This window comes from Flavobacteriales bacterium, assembly GCA_016779935.1.
Classification (GTDB): domain Bacteria; phylum Bacteroidota; class Bacteroidia; order Flavobacteriales; family UBA7312.
Window position 1 is genome coordinate 26,557 of the sequence record JADHMQ010000014.1, and the last position, 18,607, is coordinate 45,163.

At 36.9% G+C, this 18,607-nt stretch carries 17 protein-coding genes, 1 tRNA gene and 1 other RNA gene; 9 read left to right on the forward strand and 10 right to left on the reverse strand.

Features of this window, described 5'->3' with window-relative positions:
- Positions 1-18: 18 nt before the first annotated feature.
- Complete coding sequence (locus tag ISP73_07100) at positions 19-954, reverse strand: YihY/virulence factor BrkB family protein (GenBank protein ID MBL6658348.1); 936 nt, start codon at positions 952-954, stop codon at positions 19-21.
- 1 nt (position 955) lies between these two features.
- A complete protein-coding gene (gene nadC, locus ISP73_07105; protein ID MBL6658349.1) occupies positions 956-1,795 on the reverse strand; it encodes a carboxylating nicotinate-nucleotide diphosphorylase in 840 nt (279 codons plus the stop codon).
- Positions 1,796-1,854: 59 nt separating this feature from the next.
- Between nadC and rlmH the strand changes: the two genes are divergently transcribed.
- Genes rlmH through ISP73_07120 form a run of 3 tightly spaced genes read left to right on the forward strand, consistent with a single transcriptional unit; the run spans position 1,855 to position 5,062 of the window.
- The gene (rlmH, locus tag ISP73_07110; protein MBL6658350.1) at positions 1,855-2,328 is read left to right on the forward strand and encodes a 23S rRNA (pseudouridine(1915)-N(3))-methyltransferase RlmH; all 474 of its coding nucleotides are present in this window, start codon (positions 1,855-1,857) and stop codon (positions 2,326-2,328) included.
- Positions 2,328-2,906 carry a non-canonical purine NTP diphosphatase gene (locus tag ISP73_07115; protein ID MBL6658351.1) on the forward strand — a complete coding sequence of 193 codons (579 nt, stop codon included), beginning with the start codon at positions 2,328-2,330 and terminating at the stop codon, positions 2,904-2,906. The genes rlmH and ISP73_07115 overlap by 1 nt, the downstream gene beginning before the upstream one ends.
- A 44-nt stretch (positions 2,907-2,950) precedes the next feature.
- Positions 2,951-5,062, forward strand: coding sequence for a S9 family peptidase (locus tag ISP73_07120; GenBank protein ID MBL6658352.1), 2,112 nt, complete (start codon positions 2,951-2,953; stop codon positions 5,060-5,062).
- Positions 5,063-5,064: 2 nt separating this feature from the next.
- Here the strand turns inward: ISP73_07120 and ISP73_07125 are convergent, their stop codons facing one another.
- A complete protein-coding gene (locus ISP73_07125) occupies positions 5,065-6,156 on the reverse strand; it encodes a trypsin-like peptidase domain-containing protein (GenBank protein ID MBL6658353.1) in 1,092 nt (363 codons plus the stop codon).
- Between the two features lie 92 nt (positions 6,157-6,248).
- On the opposite strand from ISP73_07125, the gene ISP73_07130 reads away from it, so the two are divergent.
- Complete coding sequence (locus ISP73_07130) at positions 6,249-6,695, forward strand: nuclear transport factor 2 family protein (GenBank protein MBL6658354.1); 447 nt, start codon at positions 6,249-6,251, stop codon at positions 6,693-6,695.
- Between the two features lie 177 nt (positions 6,696-6,872).
- Positions 6,873-7,130 carry a hypothetical protein gene (locus tag ISP73_07135; GenBank protein MBL6658355.1) on the forward strand — a complete coding sequence of 86 codons (258 nt, stop codon included), beginning with the start codon at positions 6,873-6,875 and terminating at the stop codon, positions 7,128-7,130.
- A 25-nt stretch (positions 7,131-7,155) separates the two neighbouring features.
- Here the strand turns inward: ISP73_07135 and ISP73_07140 are convergent, their stop codons facing one another.
- Positions 7,156-7,920, reverse strand: coding sequence for a C40 family peptidase (locus ISP73_07140; protein ID MBL6658356.1), 765 nt, complete (start codon positions 7,918-7,920; stop codon positions 7,156-7,158).
- A gap of 65 nt (positions 7,921-7,985) precedes the next feature.
- Positions 7,986-9,164 (reverse strand): acetyl-CoA C-acyltransferase, encoded by a 1,179-nt coding sequence (locus ISP73_07145; GenBank protein ID MBL6658357.1) that lies wholly within the window; start codon positions 9,162-9,164, stop codon positions 7,986-7,988.
- Positions 9,165-9,202: 38 nt separating this feature from the next.
- Between ISP73_07145 and ISP73_07150 the strand changes: the two genes are divergently transcribed.
- Complete coding sequence (locus ISP73_07150) at positions 9,203-11,371, forward strand: HDIG domain-containing protein (protein MBL6658358.1); 2,169 nt, start codon at positions 9,203-9,205, stop codon at positions 11,369-11,371.
- Position 11,372: 1 nt separating this feature from the next.
- Here the strand turns inward: ISP73_07150 and ISP73_07155 are convergent, their stop codons facing one another.
- Both ISP73_07155 and ISP73_07160 read right to left on the reverse strand, forming a co-directional pair.
- A complete protein-coding gene (locus tag ISP73_07155) occupies positions 11,373-12,248 on the reverse strand; it encodes a T9SS type A sorting domain-containing protein (protein ID MBL6658359.1) in 876 nt (291 codons plus the stop codon).
- Entirely contained in the window at positions 12,245-12,625 is a 381-nt protein-coding gene (locus tag ISP73_07160; protein MBL6658360.1) for a RidA family protein, read from the reverse strand. The genes ISP73_07155 and ISP73_07160 overlap by 4 nt, the downstream gene beginning before the upstream one ends.
- A 33-nt stretch (positions 12,626-12,658) precedes the next feature.
- On the opposite strand from ISP73_07160, the gene rnpB reads away from it, so the two are divergent.
- Both rnpB and ISP73_07170 read left to right on the forward strand, forming a co-directional pair.
- Positions 12,659-12,954: RNase P RNA component class A (gene rnpB, locus ISP73_07165), an RNA gene on the forward strand.
- Between the two features lie 37 nt (positions 12,955-12,991).
- Entirely contained in the window at positions 12,992-13,924 is a 933-nt protein-coding gene (locus ISP73_07170) for a hypothetical protein (GenBank protein MBL6658361.1), read from the forward strand.
- 1 nt (position 13,925) lies between these two features.
- Here ISP73_07170 and trxB read toward each other — a convergent pair whose 3' ends face one another.
- The 3 genes from trxB to ISP73_07185 are packed head-to-tail and all read right to left on the reverse strand — an operon-like array spanning position 13,926 to position 18,381.
- On the reverse strand, positions 13,926-14,864 hold the full coding sequence (trxB, locus tag ISP73_07175; GenBank protein MBL6658362.1) for a thioredoxin-disulfide reductase: 939 nt from the start codon (positions 14,862-14,864) through the stop codon (positions 13,926-13,928).
- A gap of 40 nt (positions 14,865-14,904) precedes the next feature.
- Positions 14,905-16,035, reverse strand: coding sequence for a DUF4249 family protein (locus tag ISP73_07180; GenBank protein ID MBL6658363.1), 1,131 nt, complete (start codon positions 16,033-16,035; stop codon positions 14,905-14,907).
- Between the two features lie 3 nt (positions 16,036-16,038).
- Entirely contained in the window at positions 16,039-18,381 is a 2,343-nt protein-coding gene (locus ISP73_07185) for a TonB-dependent receptor (GenBank protein MBL6658364.1), read from the reverse strand.
- 90 nt (positions 18,382-18,471) lie between these two features.
- On the opposite strand from ISP73_07185, the gene ISP73_07190 reads away from it, so the two are divergent.
- Positions 18,472-18,549: transfer RNA gene (locus tag ISP73_07190), tRNA-Pro, on the forward strand.
- Positions 18,550-18,607: the final 58 nt, after the last annotated feature.

An 18,607-nucleotide genomic window follows, 5' to 3' on the forward strand; every position in this document is an offset into this window, starting at 1 on the left:
ATAGCTCTTCTAATTGGTCTATTGCTTTTTTTGGAAAAAATCGATAAACGACAATGATTGTTTATGCTCTTTGGCACTAAAGATACTGGCATTGAGTTCAAAACCTATAAGCATAACAATAGCGTTAAAATACATCCATAATAAAATAACAATCAGTGTTCCAATAGAACCATAGAGCTTATTGTATTGCCCAAACTGGTCAATATAATAGCCAAACCCTATTGAAGTAAGCACAATAAAAAGGGTAGCCAAAATAGCCCCTGGAGAAAAGAAACTCCAATAGGTTTTTTTGGAGGGTGCAAATTGAAACAATAAGGAAAGCCCAAAGAATAAGAAGGTTAAAAGGGTGACCCATTTTCCAATTTTAATAAGTAATATGGAGCTTTCTTGTAAAATGCCCAAGTCTACAAAATAAGCACTAGATATTTGAGTAAAAACAATAATAGCTATAGCCAAAATTAACATTATAGATAGCATCAGTGTTAGACCAATAGCTATTAACCGTTGCTTCCACATGCCTCTACTTTCAGAAATATGGTACGAACTGTTAAAAGCCTCCATTAAAGAGTTGATGCTATTAGTCGAAAAATATAATGCCATAACAAAACCAAAAGACAGTAATCCTCCTCTAGGGTGGTTAATGATATCGTTAAGCGTACTAAAAGCACTTTCATTGGTGGAAGGAGGCAGTACTTCGCCTAAAAGTTGCAAAAGTATTTCCTGAAAATTGTCAATAGGTATATAGGGAATAAGTGTAAAAAAGAAGATTAGAGCAGGGAAGAGTGCTAAAAAAAAATTGAAAGCAATGGAGGAAGCTCTTGTAGTTATAGCACCTTTCTCAAGACCTTTGATGAAAAAACTAGCTACATCAAACAAATTCATTCCTCTGAAACCGGGTAAGACAATATGCTTACTCCAGTCAATCAGGAAAGAAAGTTTTTCTTTTAAACTCATTTTATATGGCTTTTAAACTTAAGTCTAGGCTATTAACAGAATGTGTAAGAGCGCCTACAGAAATAAAGTCCACCCCACAAAGAGCATGTTCTCTAATTGTTTCTTCTGTTATTCCGCCAGAAGCTTCAGTTTCAAAACGGTCTCCGATATGCTCAACAGCAATGCGAGTATCAGCATAGCTGAAATTATCAAGCATGATGCGTTGAATGTTGCCTGCTCTCATGATTTTTTTCACTTCATCTAAATTTCTAGCCTCTACTTCGATAGGTATATTCAGTCCTTTTTTTATTTGATAGCTATTGGCTTTTTCAATAGCGGCTTCAATACTTCCTGCAAAATCAATATGGTTATCTTTTATCATCATCATATCGTACAAGCCAAAGCGGTGATTGACACCACCACCAATTTTTACAGCCCACTTCTCTAATAGACGAATGCCTGGCGTCGTTTTTCGAGTGTCTAATACTTTAGCTTTTGTACCCTCTAATAGTTTTACAATATGTCGTGTTTTGGTGGCAATACCACTCATGCGTTGCATACAATTGAGCACTAAGCGTTCGGCAGTAAGTAATGAAGCTGAAGGGCCTTCAACGATAAAAGCTACATCTCCGATATACATGTCTTCACCATCTTTCATAAGAGGGAAAAATTGTATCTCAGGGTTTACTTTATTGAAAATAGCTTCTGCCACTTCCATACCAGCAAGAATACCGTTTTCTTTTACTAGAAGCTGAGCTTTACCAATAGCAGTTGAAGGAATACAAGCCAAAGAGGTGTGATCACCGTCTCTAATATCTTCTTTAAGGGCAAATTCGATGAATGTATTTAATTCTTCTCGCATGGGTCTATTTTCTATCAAGCAAAATGACTAATATTGCGTTAAATTACAAAACTTTTTCGGTGAAAATTGTAGTATTAGCAATTGGTAAGACAGATGAGAGCTGGATTCAAGAGGGAATAGATAAGTATTCCAAACGATTGAAGCATTACATAGCTGTTGATTTCCCAACCATTCCTGACCTAAAAAACAGAAAAAACCTTTCTGAAAGTCAGCAGAAAGAGCAAGAAGGCGAACTTATTTTGAAACAACTTCAAAATACTGATCAACTGATATTGCTTGACGAAAATGGAAAAGACTATTCATCTAGAAAATTTTCTCTGTTTTTACAACAAAAAATGAATTCAGGCATAAAACGGTTAGTCTTTGTAATTGGTGGGCCTTATGGCTTTAGCGAGACTTTGTATTCTAAAGCTTCTTCAAAGATGAGTTTGTCCAAGATGACCTTTTCTCACCAGATGGTACGCCCATTTTTTGCCGAACAACTCTACCGAGCTTTTAGTATTTTAAATAACGAACCCTATCACCACGACTAATGAAACTTGTATTTGCCACCAACAACTCCAATAAACTTGCAGAAATCCGTATGCTTGTACCTTCTAGTATTGAAATATTGAGTTTAAAAGATATCAATTGTCATGAGAAATTGCCAGAAACTTCAGATACTTTGGAGGATAATGCCGCTCAAAAGGCCTATTTTGTTTATGACAACTACGGTTATAATTGCTTTGCAGACGATACTGGACTTGAAATAGAGGCTTTAGACGGACGGCCTGGGGTTTATTCGGCGCGTTATGCTGGAGAGGAATGTGTTGCTGAAGACAATATGCAAAAGGTACTTTCTGAAATGAGTGGGATAGAGAACAGAGATGCTTGTTTCAGAACGATTATTTCTCTGGTTATTGATGGTAAGGAATATCAATTTGAAGGTCAGGTTGATGGACAAATAATCCCAGAAAAATGGGGTGAGAAAGGCTTTGGTTACGATCCTATTTTTTTAGCCGATGGTTTTGAAGAAAGTTTTGCACAGATGTCTATTCAGCAAAAAAATGAAATCAGTCATAGAGGTCTAGCCGTTAAGCAACTCATTGAATTTTTGAAGAAGAGAGGCTAATCATCAACCAATAATTATTAATTTTGGGATTATACTTACAACATATGAAAACGACTTATTTTTTACACCTATTTCTACTAATCATTTCATGCCAATCTAAAATGCCATCGATTGAATATCCTATTACTGAAAAAAAGAAAGTTATCGACACCTATTTTGATGTTGAGGTTGTGGATAATTACCGATGGTTGGAAGACGATAGGAGTGAAGAAACCGCTAAATGGGTTGAGGAACAAAATAAAGTCACTTTTGGTTTTCTTAATCAAATTCCCTTGAGAGAACAGCTAAAAAATAGGCTTGAAAAAGTATGGAATTATGAAAAATTGTCGGCGCCATTTAAAAGAGGAGAGTATACCTATTTTTATAAAAATGACGGTTTACAAAATCAGTATGTCATCTTTAGAGAAAAAGGCGGTAATACGGAATTGTTTTTAGACCCCAATACATTTTCAGAAGACGGTACTGTTTCTTTGACTTCACTCAGTTTTTCAGATGATGGTAGTTTAGCAGCTTATTCTATTTCTGAGGGCGGAAGCGATTGGCGAAAAGTTATTGTAATTGATGTTGTCAGCAAAGAAGCCATAGAAGATACTTTAGTTGATATTAAGTTTAGTAGTGTGAGTTGGAAAGGCAACGAAGGCTTTTACTATTCCAGCTACGATAAACCAGATGGTAGTGAATTATCGGCTATGACGGATCAGCACAAATTATACTATCACCAATTGGGGACTCCGCAACAAGAGGATAAGGTAATTTTTGGAGCTTTGCCCTCAGAAAAACACCGTTATGTAGGTGGTGGAGTAACTGATGATGGTCGTTTTTTAATCATTTCTGCATCAACTTCAACTAGTGGAAACAAGCTATTCATTAAAGATATAACTCAAGAAAATTCACCGATTATAACTATTGTAGATGATTACTCTAGTGATAATTATATTCTTCATAATATGGGCGATTTACTCTACATCGTGACCAATAGAAACGCTCCCAATAAAAAGGTGGTGACGGCTAATTTTCAACAGCCACAAGAAGAATTTTGGCAAGACTTTATTGCAGAAACTGAACATGTGTTAAGACCTAGTTTTGGAGGTGGGTATTTCTTCGCTAATTATATGATTGATGCTATTTCTAAAGTCTATCAGTTTGATGCTGATGGCAACAGTTTGGGCGAAATTCAATTACCAGGTATTGGTAGTAGTGGTGGTTTTTCTTCCAAAAAAGAAGAGAAGGAGTTGTATTACAGTTTCACCAATTACCATACTCCAGGGGTTATTTACAAATACAACACCGATAGCCGAGAGTCAGAATTGTATTGGGAGCCGACTATTGATTTCAAATCTTCGGATTTTGAATCCAAGCAAGTGTTCTATACTTCTAAGGATGGAACTCAAGTGCCAATGATTATTACGCACAAAAAAGGAGTAAATTATGATGGTAATAACCCCACTATATTGTACGGATACGGTGGCTTTAATGTGAGTTTAACGCCTTCTTTTAGTATCAGTAGAGCTGTATGGATGGAGCAAGGCGGTGTGTATGCCGTAGCTAACCTAAGAGGTGGTGGCGAGTATGGAAAGGCTTGGCATGATGCCGGTACTCAGATGAAAAAACAAAATGTATTTGACGATTTTATTGCAGCAGCAGAATACCTAATGGCTGAAAACATTACGACAAAAGACTTTTTAGCCATTGATGGCCGCTCAAACGGTGGACTATTGGTTGGTGCTACTATGACGCAACGCCCTGATTTAGTAAAAGTGGCTTTGCCAGGTGTTGGCGTATTGGATATGCTTCGTTACCATACCTTTACAGCAGGTGCCGGATGGGCTTATGACTATGGTACTTCCGATGATTCCAAAGAGATGTTTGAGTATTTGAAAGGCTATTCACCCGTTCATAATGTAAAAGATGGCGTTTCTTACCCCGCTACATTGGTTACTACTGCCGACCATGACGATAGGGTAGTGCCGGCTCATTCTTTTAAATTCATTGCCGAGCTACAAGACAAACACCAAGGAGATAAGCCTGTATTGATTCGTATAGAAACCAACTCTGGACATGGTGCAGGAACGCCTGTTTCTAAACTTATTGAGCAATCCGCAGATGTGATGGCATTCACACTCTTTAATATGCGTGTGAAAGAGTTTAGGAAGTAAATTTAATTCTCCAACTCAATATTGATGTCTTGTATTTTGCCATTTCTTTTGATTTGGCATACAATTTTTTCACCAGGGTTAAACTGTATAATTTGCTCGTGAAGTTGGCTTACAGAATTTACTTTAGTACCGTTAATACTCACTAACACATCGTAGCGTTTAATTCCTGCTTTTTTGGCAGCACCATCATTTAAAACATTGGTTATAAGTACACCTTCTACTCCTTTAAGATTTAGTTCTTCCGATATGTTCTGATTGATGTCGGCAATATTTATACCAATAAATGCACGACGTACTTCACCGTAGTTTTTAAGGTCAGAAACCACCTTTTGAACCATATTTGAAGGAATGGCAAATCCGTAACCGGTATATGAACCTGTATTGGATTGAATAGCGGTATTGATGCCTACCAAATCGCCATTGGTTGTTACTAATGCACCACCAGAATTACCAGGGTTAATCGCAGCATCAGTTTGTATAAAAGATTCTATGCCGTTACGCCTATTCAAAATATTAATACTCCTAGCTTTGGCACTAACGATTCCTGCCGTAACAGTGGAATTGAGATTAAACGGATTACCTACCGCCAAAACCCATTCACCGACTTTGATGTCATCAGAATCACTAAACTCTAAGTATTCTAAATCTTCACCTTCAATTTTAAGTAATGCTAAGTCGGTATTGGGGTCAGTCCCCAGTAGTTTGGCGGTATAGCTACGTTTGTTGTTGAGCACCACTTCTATTTCTTCAGCCTCATTAATAACATGTTTGTTAGTCACCACATAGCCGTCTTTAGAAATGATAACGCCTGATCCACTGGCTACTTTTTCTTTGGGTTGATTATAGTAGCCATTACCAAAAAAGGGATGGTAGTATCTGTAGTATTCATCCTCCATAAATTTGGACTTGATATGTACTACGGCTTCAAGAGATTTCTCAGCTGCGTAGGTGAAATCATTAGACGTATGATTTTCATTTGTTGCAGTTGCAAAGGCTGTTTTATGAGCAAAAGCATCTTTGGTTGTTAAGGATTTTGCTATCTGGAAGAGTATTCCTCCTAAAACCAGATAAGCCAAAATGGTTAATTTCTTCATCTTATTTGATTTTTTATTATAACACAAAGATAGCATTACTTATTGTTTGTTTTTTTAATTTTGTATTTCACTTTTTAACTTAAAATACTATCATGAAAAAAATTATTATGCTTTTATTACCTTTATTGGTAATATCTTGCACTTCTCTTAAGAAAGAGGAGTGCCATTCTAAAGAAACTCAAAATTACACTTCTCATAGCCCAACGGCTCATCAGGAAGTAGCTTTAGAAGTTCTTTCCGCTAGCAAACAGTGGATTGAAAATTTCAATAAGGGCAATGCTAAAGAATGTGCCAATGCTTACACATCAAGTTCTGTAATGAGAGCCTTGCCTTTTGGTGTTAAAAAATCAAAAGATGAAATTTTAGAATTTTGGACGTCACTTATTGGATCAGGAGCTAACAATTTAGTGTATACTGATGTTTCAGTAGAAGTGGTTGATGAGCAAACCGTAATGTTATCAGCCAATTGGAGTATGAACATCGGAGAAGGAATTATTTACCAAGAAAAATGGGTGAAAGATAACGGCAAGTGGCATTAATCTTATGATGACTTTGAAGTGCTTTTACAGTATGAATCACCAATGAAAAATGAGACTAATCCTATTGCTAGTCATGAAAGATTAGAAAATGTTTTATGAATCTCTATCGGTTGGACTAATTCTTTTAATTCTGGTGATGCAGCATCTTGTGGAGAAGGTTATGTTTCTAATGCATCTATGAATGCAGTACCATTTGCGTCTTTACATTCAAAAGATGAAATCACTTCATTTTGGGAAAAGTTAGTTGCTGATGGAGCGACAAATTTGACGTATCATAATTTATTAATAAGTGATGTTTCTCCTAATTCAATACTATTATCTTCTAACTGGTCAATGAATATAGGAGAAGGTAAAATATACCAAGAGAAATGGGTGAATACAGAGGGAGAGTGGAAATTGAATTACGATGAATTTCAGGTACTGAAGCAGTACTAATTACATTTTTTTCACACCCATGAATTTAGAGAATGCTTTTTATCAGTCTAAGTTTGTGGGTGTGTTTTCGTTCTTCGGCATTAAATATACCCTGTTGGTCGACTCTGTCGATACGTACTTTGCCGGAAGCATGTATGATGAAGTTGTTTTCTAAAATGATACCCACATGAATAATCTTACCTTCATGATTATCGAAAAATGCTAAATCACCTGGTTCGGACTCTTCAATGAAACTAAGTGTACTTCCAATTTCAGCTTGTTGATAAGCGTCTCTAGGTATTTCTTTACCTTGTAAACGGTAAACGATTTGCGAAAAGCCTGAGCAGTCTATACCGAAAGGTGTCCGTCCGCCCCAGAGGTATGGTGTATTTAGGTAAAGCATAGCGTTGTTTACAAGCATACTTTTATCCTCGCTTCCAGTAGTGGTTTCCCCAGCATGAGTATAGCTGTTTTCTTTGATTGTAAATGAGCCATTTTCGTAGTGTGGCAAGGAACTTCCTAAAGCGATAGTTTGATGTGATTCACTCGTGACAATATCCAATAGTTCAGTGGTAAGAGTAGGCGATTGACGTTCTAAATTTTCATAGCTTTTTTTATCAATTTCCGTCCACTGTTTATTGCACACCCATCCCTCGTACTTGTCGTGAGCCAAACGAATTTTACTCCATTTAATGCGTTGGTCAAGAACTTTGAAATGCTCACCAAAGAGTATTTGGTTTACCATTTCGGCTTTATCCGATGCCTCTGCTCGAATAGGAACGATAGCTAATTCAGAAATTCCGTATTTCATCGTAAACAAAAGTAAAAAAAAAGCCCACTTTTAAAGTGAGCTTTTAAATTTATTAACGAAGGCAACTAAAATAATTCAACTACCATAGCTGAAGCACCTCCACCACCGTTGCAAATCCCGGCAGCACCTACCTTACCATTGTTGTGCTTTAAAACATGTAATAGGGTTACAATAATTCGGGCACCTGAACATCCAAGTGGATGACCTAAAGAGACCGCACCACCGTGCACATTTACTTTTGAAGCATCTAGACCTAACTTTTCAATATTAGCTAAGCCAACTACTGAAAAGGCTTCGTTTAGTTCGAAGAAATCCACATCGCCAGTATTTATATTGGCTTTTTCTAATGCAATTGGCAAAGCCTTTGCAGGTGCTGTTGTAAACCACTCTGCTTGGTGAGCAGCATCTGCATAACTTTTAATTTTAGCCAAAGGTTGTAATTTCAATTCCTTTGCTTTGTCGGCACTCATTAAAATTAAGGCAGCAGCACCGTCATTTAGAGTAGAAGCGTTGGCGGCTGTTACGGTGCCTTCTTTGTCAAATACTGGGCGAAGAGTAGGTATTTTTTCCATCTTCACATTTTTGTACTCTTCGTCTTCTGAAATGATTAAATCGTCGCCTCGCCTTTGCGCTACGGACACAGGAACTACTTCATCGCTGAATTTTCCCTCTGACCATGCTTTAGCACTTCTGTTGTACGATTCAATAGCAAAAGCGTCTTGTTGTTCTCTAGTGAATCTCATCTCTTTGGCACATAGCTCGGCACAGTTTCCCATGTGTACTTTGTTGTATACGTCAGTAAGACCGTCTTTCACCAAACCATCGACCAATTTCATATCGCCTAATTTCTGACCGTTTCTTCCTTTGGTGAAATAATGTGGTACAGCAGACATATTTTCCATACCTCCAGCAACGACTACATCATTATCTCCACACATTATGCTTTGTGCAGCTAACATAATTGACTTCATTCCAGAAGAACATACTTTATTGATGGTTGTGCAAGGAACATCTTGATTTAGTCCTGCACCCATTGCAGCTTGTTTGGCTGGGGCTTGTCCTAAATTAGCTTGCAAGACGTTGCCCATATAAACTTCATCTATTTCATCGGGATTAATTCCTGCTTTTTCAACTGCTCCTTTAATAGCGACGCTTCCAAGTTGAGTGGCAGAAACACTTGATAATGCTCCTCCAAAACTTCCCATTGGGGTTCTTACAGCTGATACGATTACTACTTCTTTCATTTTGCTTTTTTTATAATTGGATACTGCACGCGAAGTTAATGAAAAAGACCTATTATCGTGGCTTTGCAAACTTGTTATTTATTGGTATTTTAGTCGGCGATATGCGATTTAACTTCCCTTTTGATATTCGGAACAACTACTACAAAATTCAGAAAGTTGCCTTGTTTCTATTAGCTACTGTACTGATTGTATGGATGTTTCCAAACAGAGCATCTTTCAAGTATGAATTTCAGAAAGGAAAACCTTGGATGCATGAGAATTTAATTGCCCCTTATGACTTTCCAGTATACAAATCCAACGAACAGCTTTCTATTGAACAATTACAGGTTAGAAATAATCTGAAGCCTACTTTTGTAGTAGATGAGTCTGTATATGAAATTAAAGCAGAAGAATTTATTTCCAATTTTGAGCAAAAATGGGCAATTGATAAAAACTTAAAGAAAGATACTCGCTTTACCTTTTTTAATTTGAATAAAAAGAAGCAACAAAAAACCAAAAAGGAAAAATTGGCTTTTTATGGATTAAACATAATTGAAAACCTTTATTCAAAAGGGATTGTACAGTTAATAGATGACATTGAGTATCAAGAGGAAGATTTTGAAATAATAGTAATGCGTTCCAATGTGGGTGAAGTTAAACGCTTGGGAAAACTTTATACCATAGAATCCGCTTCGAAAAAAGCCTATGAACTCCCCAATTTAGCTGAGAATGAAAAAGAATTTTTAGCACCTCTTATTCTACAATCGTTAAAGCAAAACGTCTTTTATGATGAGGACGCCACCAACAAAATGCTTGATAGCGAGTTGAACGAAATATCTAAAGGTTTGGGTATGGTGCAAAGGGGAGAGGTTATTATCTCTCAAGGAGAATTAGTAACAGAAAGTAATTTTCAGAAATTAGAGTCGTACCGACTGCGCTATGAGGGTGAGAATTGGCAAGATAATTCAGAGCGTTTACTGAGTTTGGGACAGTCTTTACTGGTTTTAATTGCATTTCTAATACTTTATTTATTTCTCAAGCAGTTTAGACCTGAGGTATTTATGGATAACAAAAAGGTGACTTTTATTCTCACCTTAATCATCATCATGGTTTTAATGGCAAGCTTGTCCTTAATACCAAATAATAATCTCATATTCCTTATGCCTTTCTGTTTATTGCCCATTATTATTAAGGCATTTTTTGATACTCGATTAGCTTTGTTTACACATCTCATTGCTATCATAATTATTGGTTTTATAGTGCCAAATAGTTTCGAGTTTATCTACTTACAGCTCATGGCAGGGATAGTCTCAATTTTATCGGTATTACAGATGTATAAGCGTGCTCAGCTTTTCGTGTCTGCTGCTAAAATAATAGGTGTTTATTTCCTTACTTATTTTGCAATGGCTTTAACCCAAGAGGGTAGTATTGATAATATTGACTGGATGAATTTTGTGTGGTTTGCTGGTAATGGAGCATTAACACTATTTGCCTATCCATTAATTTTTGCTTTTGAAAAAACATTTTCACTAGTATCAGATGTTTCACTTTTAGAATTATCAGATACCAACAATCCATTACTAAGAACACTGGCTCAGAATGCACCTGGCACATTTCAACATTCAATTCAGGTTGCTAACCTTGCCGAAGAAGGAATTTTAGAAATTGGAGGAAATGCACTGCTAGTGAGGGCTGGTGCTTTGTACCATGATATTGGTAAGATGAAAAATCCTCAATTTTTTATTGAAAATCAGATATCAGGGATTAATCCTCACGATGATATGAGCTTTGAGGAAAGTGCAAGAATCATCATTGAACATGTGAAAAATGGAATAGAAATAGCCAAAGAATATAATTTACCTGATGAGCTGATAGACTTTATTCGCACACATCATGGGACAACTATGGTGGGTTATTTTTACAAACACCATATCAGCAGTTTTCCCGATGAATTGGAATCTGAAGATAAGTTTAGATATCCTGGTCCTAAGCCATTTTCTAAAGAAACAGCTGTATTGATGATGTCCGATTCTGTAGAGGCTGCCGCCAGAAGCTTAAAATCTCCTACTTTAGAGAATATTGATAAACTTGTAGAGAATGTTATAAATCATCAGATAGATCAAAACCAATTCGTTAATGCAGATATTACCTTGAAATCTATTACCAAAATTAAGAAATTGTTCAAGAAGAAATTACAGAGTATTCATCACCTCAGGGTGGAATACTAAATTATTTCAACAACAGTCGTTTAGCATCTACCTTTCTATCATTTACAGATAATCGTAACACATAAACACCAGCTCTCAGCTCTGGTTTGTTGAGTGTAATGTGGTGTAATTTTTTGGTGCAGTTTTGTTCAAACAATACCTTAGTTTCTCTACCCATTACATCGCATATATCTAATGTGACAAGAGCATTTTTGTTGTTGTAAAATCGAATTTCAAATTGCTCACTGACAGGGTTTGGAGATATAGATTCTATTTTGCTTGGAATATCGTTTCTGTCGTACTGATTTAAGTTAACAGTATCTACATCAACATTTAGGTAAATATCAAAAACACCATTTGCATTGTTGTTATCGTCCGTAGTAAGCGGAATAATCCTATCTACTGCAGAAGGATCAGATGCCCAAGGGTCAATATCAAGAGTAGTATCGCCTTCAAAATACAATTGAGTAACTAGTTCAGGGTTATTGAGGTATTGTATCTTGAAATGGATATGGCTAGGACGGTAGTAGCTACCGTTTAAATATTTTCCTGGCTGAATACTTTCAAAAGCATAATTTCCTACCTCGTCGGTATATATTTTTCCTCTATAGTCTACATCTTCATAAGCACCCTCATTATTGGCTTGCCAAACATCTATTAGAGCATTAGGAACTGGCGTTACACAATCTTTTGCATATACAGTACCTGTAATGAATAGGCGGTTAACATCTGGAATTTCTGGAGCAATTACGCTAATGTTCGGAGCACCTTCAATAAAGTATGGTCCTAAAATGTCATCGGTTGTAACGCATTCGTCTTTAGCCAATAAATTTTTGAAAGGAATAAATGGTAATAAGGAGGCGCTAATGAACGATTTTAAGGCTTGTCTTCTTTTCATTCTTTTGAGGCTATTAGTGAAATTTCAATATTGACGTGTTTTGGTAATACACTGACCTGAACGGCTTCTCTAGCTGGTGGTTTCTCACCAAAATACTGGGCATAAACCGCATTTATTTCAGCGTATTGGTTCATGTCATTTAAAAATATGGTGCATTTAAGAACATGAGAAAAATCCATTTCGGCAGCAGAGAGAACTGCCTCAAGATTTTTCATAACCTGATGGGTTTCATCGGATATATTATCAGTAATTAACTCTCCTGATTTAGGGTCAATAGCAATCTGTCCAGATGTGTACAAGGTATTATTGGATAATATCGCTTGGCTGTAAGGACCTATTGCTTCAGGTGCGTCAGAAGTATAAATTACTTTTTTCATTGTACTAAGATAGTATTTTTTACTTTTGTCAAAGTAGTGATAGACTTCATCGCTTTCGCAAGGAAGAGGAAAGTCCGGACACCATAGAGCAGCATAGCGGATAACATCCGTCCATCGTAAGGTGAGGACCAGTGCAACAGAAAGCAAGTACAGTTCGGCTGTAGTGAAACCAGGTAAACTCTATGCGGTGCAATGTCATGTATACCGAGAACAGGGATTGCTCGTTCAATCTCGGGGGGTGGGCAGCTCAAGCTATTCAGTAATGTATAGCGTAGATAAATGATGAAGCTCGTAAGAGAACAGAATCCGGCTTATGAATTACTACCTGCTGCCCCTTGTGGGCAGCTTTTTTTTTATTTTTGTTTTATGAAGAGAATTTTTTATTTCCTTTTTTTGTTGAATGGCTTTGTCCTTTCTGCCCAAGAAAGTATAGTAAAGTCGGTGATGTTGGACTCTGTGATGGTATCTGCAGTAAGCTCAGGCTTCAGTGTGGAAGAATTTATACACTATGTGAAGACAGACACTTCATTCTATCAGGGGTTTAAAAACCTAAGGTATTACCCCCATACTTATAAAAGCGAATTGGAAATTTTTAATACTAAGAATAAATCCATTGGTTTTTTAGCTAGAGACGGTCATTATGAAGTCACAAATAACCGCTTAGTAGTAAAGGTTGATTCGGCTTACAATGATGGTAAAATTTACAATAGAAAAGGAAAGTATAGGTATTATACACCAGAGTTTTTTGATTACATCTTTTTTCCAGAAGATACTATCAAAGTAAGTAAATTCAGTTCTTCTGATAATGGAGGTGAATCTGAAAGTACTAATGAGAAAAATGAAAAAGATGCTAAGGTTATTGTCTTTAATCCAGGTTCGGTAGAGGTCGAGAAATCTGGTAGTAAGAAAGAAAAGTTAGCTGTTTTTGATGTATCCATGCAAAAGTATTATGATTACATTATCTCACAGAAAACTTATAAAGATACTTTAGAATGTTATGAGTTTGTATGTCGAATGAAAACGGATTTATCTGAGAAAGAAGAGGAGGAAGTGCTTATTCGAGAATTGGTGTCTTACTTTGATAGAAATACCTTCAATGTGGTATACAGAAAATACGTCATGCAATACGACTATTGGCTAATTGATTTGAACGTTACTGTTGACGTAGAAATGGATTATGCTGAAGACCAGCTTATTCCTTCTTTCATTCACTATAAAGGGTATTGGGATATACCTTTTAGTAAGCCTGAAGTCGCTGACTTCAAGCTATGGAATTCGGATTTTATGATTACGGACTAACTTATTCTTGAGAAGCAAGGAAGCGTTCAGCATCTAAGGCTGCCATACATCCAGTACCTGCAGAAGTAACTGCCTGTCGGTACACGTGGTCGGCAACATCACCAGCAGCAAATACACCAGGAATTTGAGTCTTTGAAGTACCTGGCTCTACTATCAGATAACCGTTATCGTCCATGTCCAATTGACCTTTAAAAATATCCGTATTTGGTTTGTGTCCAATAGCTACAAAAAATCCAGTAGCAGGAATGACTATTTCCTCTTGAGTTAGGTTATTAAAAGCGGTTACGCTTTCCACTCCTTTCTCGCCATTGATGCTTTTTGTTTCGTGATTAAATAGAACGGTTATATTATCCGTCTTGAATACACGCTTTTGCATTGCTTTTGAAGCTCTCATTTCATCCCTTCTAACCAACATAGTCACCTTAGTGCATAATTTAGCTAAATAAGTAGCTTCTTCGGCAGCAGTATCTCCAGCGCCTACTACAACGACCTCTTGACCTTTATAGAAAAATCCGTCGCAAACGGCACAAGCAGAAACACCAAAACCATTTAATCGTTCTTCGTCAGGAATACCCAACCATTTTGCAGAAGCTCCAGTACTAATGATAACGGTTTGAGCTAAAACATTCTTTGTACCATCTATCTCTACTTTGAATGGACGCTCAGAAAAATCAACTTTAGTTACCATTCCCCAACGCGTATCAGTATCAAAACGCTCGGCTTGGGCTTTGAAGTCTTCCATCATTTTAGTACCGTCAACACCATTAGGGTAGCCAGGATAATTATCAACTTCAGTTGTAGTTGTTAGCTGTCCACCAGGTTGCATACCTTGAATCACAACAGGTTTTAAATCTGCTCGTGCAGCATAAATAGCAGCAGTGTATCCGGCAGGTCCAGAGCCAATAATTAAGACTTCAATATTTTCTAGTTCTTCTGACATAATGCGTGTTTTTTATACGGTTTTTTAATCTCCGGCAAAGTTAAAATATTTCGAATAATGAAGGGTAAAATCTTTCAGTATAAATGGTATCTTCTTTAGCAATGACTTTGTAGTAGATGGCGGATTGTCCGTAGAAGATTCCATAACCGTTATTTACGTTGGATTGCAAATTAATGGGTTCGGCAAAAGGATTGCCACCACTGTTGTTTTGGTAGTCAACGGAACGCCAAAACAGATACGATTCGTAATCTATCTGGCTAAAGCGTAACAAAACGGTGTCTGGAAAAACGTCTTTGTCATGTGATAGTATACTTTGACCAGACTTAAAGTATCCGTTTTCTTCTTGTTCAAAGTCATGATCACTGGTGTCAAATAATATATTGTTGGATGTTCCCCTTTGCAAGTAAGTATCGAAGGAAGTACCGTTGAGGCCTTCAAAATCGTTTCTAACAAAACCCCACAATGCTTTCACGAAAAATGGGTCTTCTATGTTATTCACCGATACACTAAAAGGTTCAATTCCATTTTGTGGGTTTTCTCCCCATTGTGTTTCTTTGGTATGAAAGAGTCTTTTGTGTTCAATCATTATAGTATTTCCTAATGTATCAGGGTCTGAGTAATGAAACCAAAAGTTACCAAGATTAGGTCGTGGAGCATTTTCGTCTACAACAAACCATACGCTATCCATTGGGTGCTCGCTGGGAATTGTAGTAAAGGCAGTAAGGGTGTCTTCATTTCGTATAATTTCTAGGGAATACGATTTATTTGCCTCACTAAATGTAAAGGGAGGAGTAGGTTGTATGTACAAACCTGGTAATGCATTTTGCAGAGAGTCAAACAAATTGATTAAATCTTCATCTTGTGAAAAATCAGCAATATTTAAATCAAGAATGTTCACTAATGGCACTTCGTTACCGTCTTCATTTCTTACTGTTATTGTAGCATCTTCTACAAATACGGAGTTAATGGTTTCAGCTGTTACAGGATCAAAAAACGGTTCACTTTGTGTTAAGAGGGCATAGGCTGGATAGCCTGGCTGCATCACTGCCTGAACCACAATTTTTTTAGTGGTATTGCCTTGACTAAAATCTACCTCTTGTTCGAATTCGAAAAACTTTTCGCAAGACACTAAGCCTAACGTAATCAGTATTAATGGGATTAATGTTCTCATGATTTAAAAATTAAAGTTCCAGGTTATTGAAGGTATTATTGGAAATAGAGAGACTTGCAAGGCTTTGGACTGTAAGTCTCCATCTGCTAAATTTCCTTCACCCTCTACGTCGAAATAAATGAAGTATGGATTGGCTCGATTGTATAGATTATATATTGAGAAATTCCACGATGAGTTGAACCTCTTGTTAGGCTTGTTTTTGGTGTATGTAGCAGATATATCCATTCTATGGTAAGCAGGCATTCTGTAACTGTTTCTGTCGCCGTATTCACTATAAATTCGCCCGTCTAGTACATACCTGTCTAAAACAGGAGTGAGGGTATTTCCAGTTGCATATACAAAGACGGCAGATAGCACCCATTTATCGTTTAAATCATGCGTAGCAGTCAGTGAGATGTCGTGTGTTCTGTCGTATTTAGCAGAAAATTCAACGCCATTGTTAAGTTCATCAAATTGACGAGTGGTTTTGGAAATGGTATACCCTAGCCATCCCGTAGTTTTACCTAAGCGTCTTTTAATGAAAAACTCTAAACCTCTGGATTCTCCATCTCCAAATGTGAAGGAATTGTCAGAGGACGTATTGGTGTTGTCTTCTGGTAAAGCTCCTTCTCTGTATTCAATGAGGTTATTCATCTTTTTGTGATAGGCTTCAATGGAAGTTTCCCATTTGTTATCGAAAAAATTCTTGAATAGACCAACTGCAAATTGACGACCGTACTGAGGTTTTACAATATCTGTACTTGGCACCCATAAATCTGTTGGTAGCGATACACTAGATAGTGATGCCAAATGGATGTACTGGTAGTTTTGAGTATACGATGCTTTGAATGAACTGTTTTTATCAATTTTATACCTCAATGACAATCTAGGCTCGATGTGTCTGTGGTGCTTTGTAGTGTCACCAGTAAACTCGTTTTTAAAATAATCTCTAATAGTAATTGGTCCACCAAACTGAAAACTACTGTATCTAAGTCCAGCGTGGATTTTTAACTCTTCATTCACCTCAATGTCATCTGAGACGTATAAAGCTCCTTCATTTGAGTATTGTTTGAATATGGATTCCGGCTCAAAGACTACTTCTCCAGAACGCCCCGTTACGCTACCAGGAACAAAGGTGTGGTAGGTAAAGTGTGCACCAAATTTTATATTGTGTTTGTAGTTTGGAAGGTATGAGAAATCGACTTTGGTATTCCAATCGGTAATGCTTGAATTTAGTTTGAATTCGAAATCGTTTTGTTCGGCACCAAACGAAAATTGATAATCGCTAAAGATGACGGATGTATTTACGAAAAGTTTATCGTTAAAGAGGTGATTCCAGCGCATGGAAGCTGTTGCATTCCCCCAAGGAATATCAAATTTAAATCCTCTATCTTTATTTCTAAAGCTGAACACATCTCTACCAAAATACCCACTTAAAAAGATTCTGTCTTTATCAGAAATCCTATAGTTTACCTTTGAGGTAAGGTCAAAGAAGTAGTAGCCTGTACCTTTAAATGCTGAGGTATCATTAATTAGAGGATTTACGAGAATATCAATATATGTTCTTCGACCAGATAGAATAAACGAACTGGTATCTTTTTTGATAGGTCCTTGCAAGGTAAGTTTTGAGGATATAAGCCCTAACCCACCATCTACTTCAAACTTTTTACTGTTACCTTCTTTCATTGAAATATCAAGTACTGAAGCCAAACGACCACCGTATTGGGCAGGCATACCCCCTTTAATGAGATTAATGTCTTTAATGGCATCGGCATTGAATACGGAGAAAAAACCAAATAGGTGAGAGGCATTATATACAGTTGCTTCATCTAGTAGAATAAGGTTTTGGTCTGGTCCGCCACCACGCACGTAAAAACCTGAACTTCCTTCTCCAGAAGATTGTACACCTGGTAGAAGTTGAATGGTTTTGAGGACATCTACTTCACCCATAAATGCAGGTAGCTTTTTGATGTTTTTGACATCAATTTTTACCTGACTCATACTCGAGGATTCTACGTTTTTATCGGCTCCTTCGGATTCAATAACTACTTCTTGAGTGATGATGGCATTAGCTTCTAATGCCACATTTATTCGAATGTCTGTATTTAGATTGATTTTTTTTTGCTGTGTTTTCAATCCTAGAAAAGCATAGTCAACAGTATATTCGCCTTCTTCTATGGTAAGCGAATAGAATCCGTACTGATTGGTTGAAATGCCTTTTAGGTTTTCTTTAACATAAACTGTAGCACCAATTAAATACTCACCGGTTTCATTGTCTTTGACGTAACCGCTGAGGGTATATTTCTCTTGAGCTGATAAATGAAAGACCGCTAGGCAAAGGATAAGTGATAAAAAGGTTTTTTTCATTGTAGGAAATGAATGGAATTTTATTTTTGCAAAGTTAAAACAATTCGGCGTTTATTTGATTTGATAATCGATATACTCTGCATTTATTTTCGGGATGTAGCTTAGTCCGGTTAAAGTGCGCGTCTGGGGGGCGCGAGATCGGAGGTTCGAATCCTCTCATCCCGACCACATTTTTACTCCATTTTCTAGGGATTTGATCACAAATCCCTTTTTAATTTATTGATTT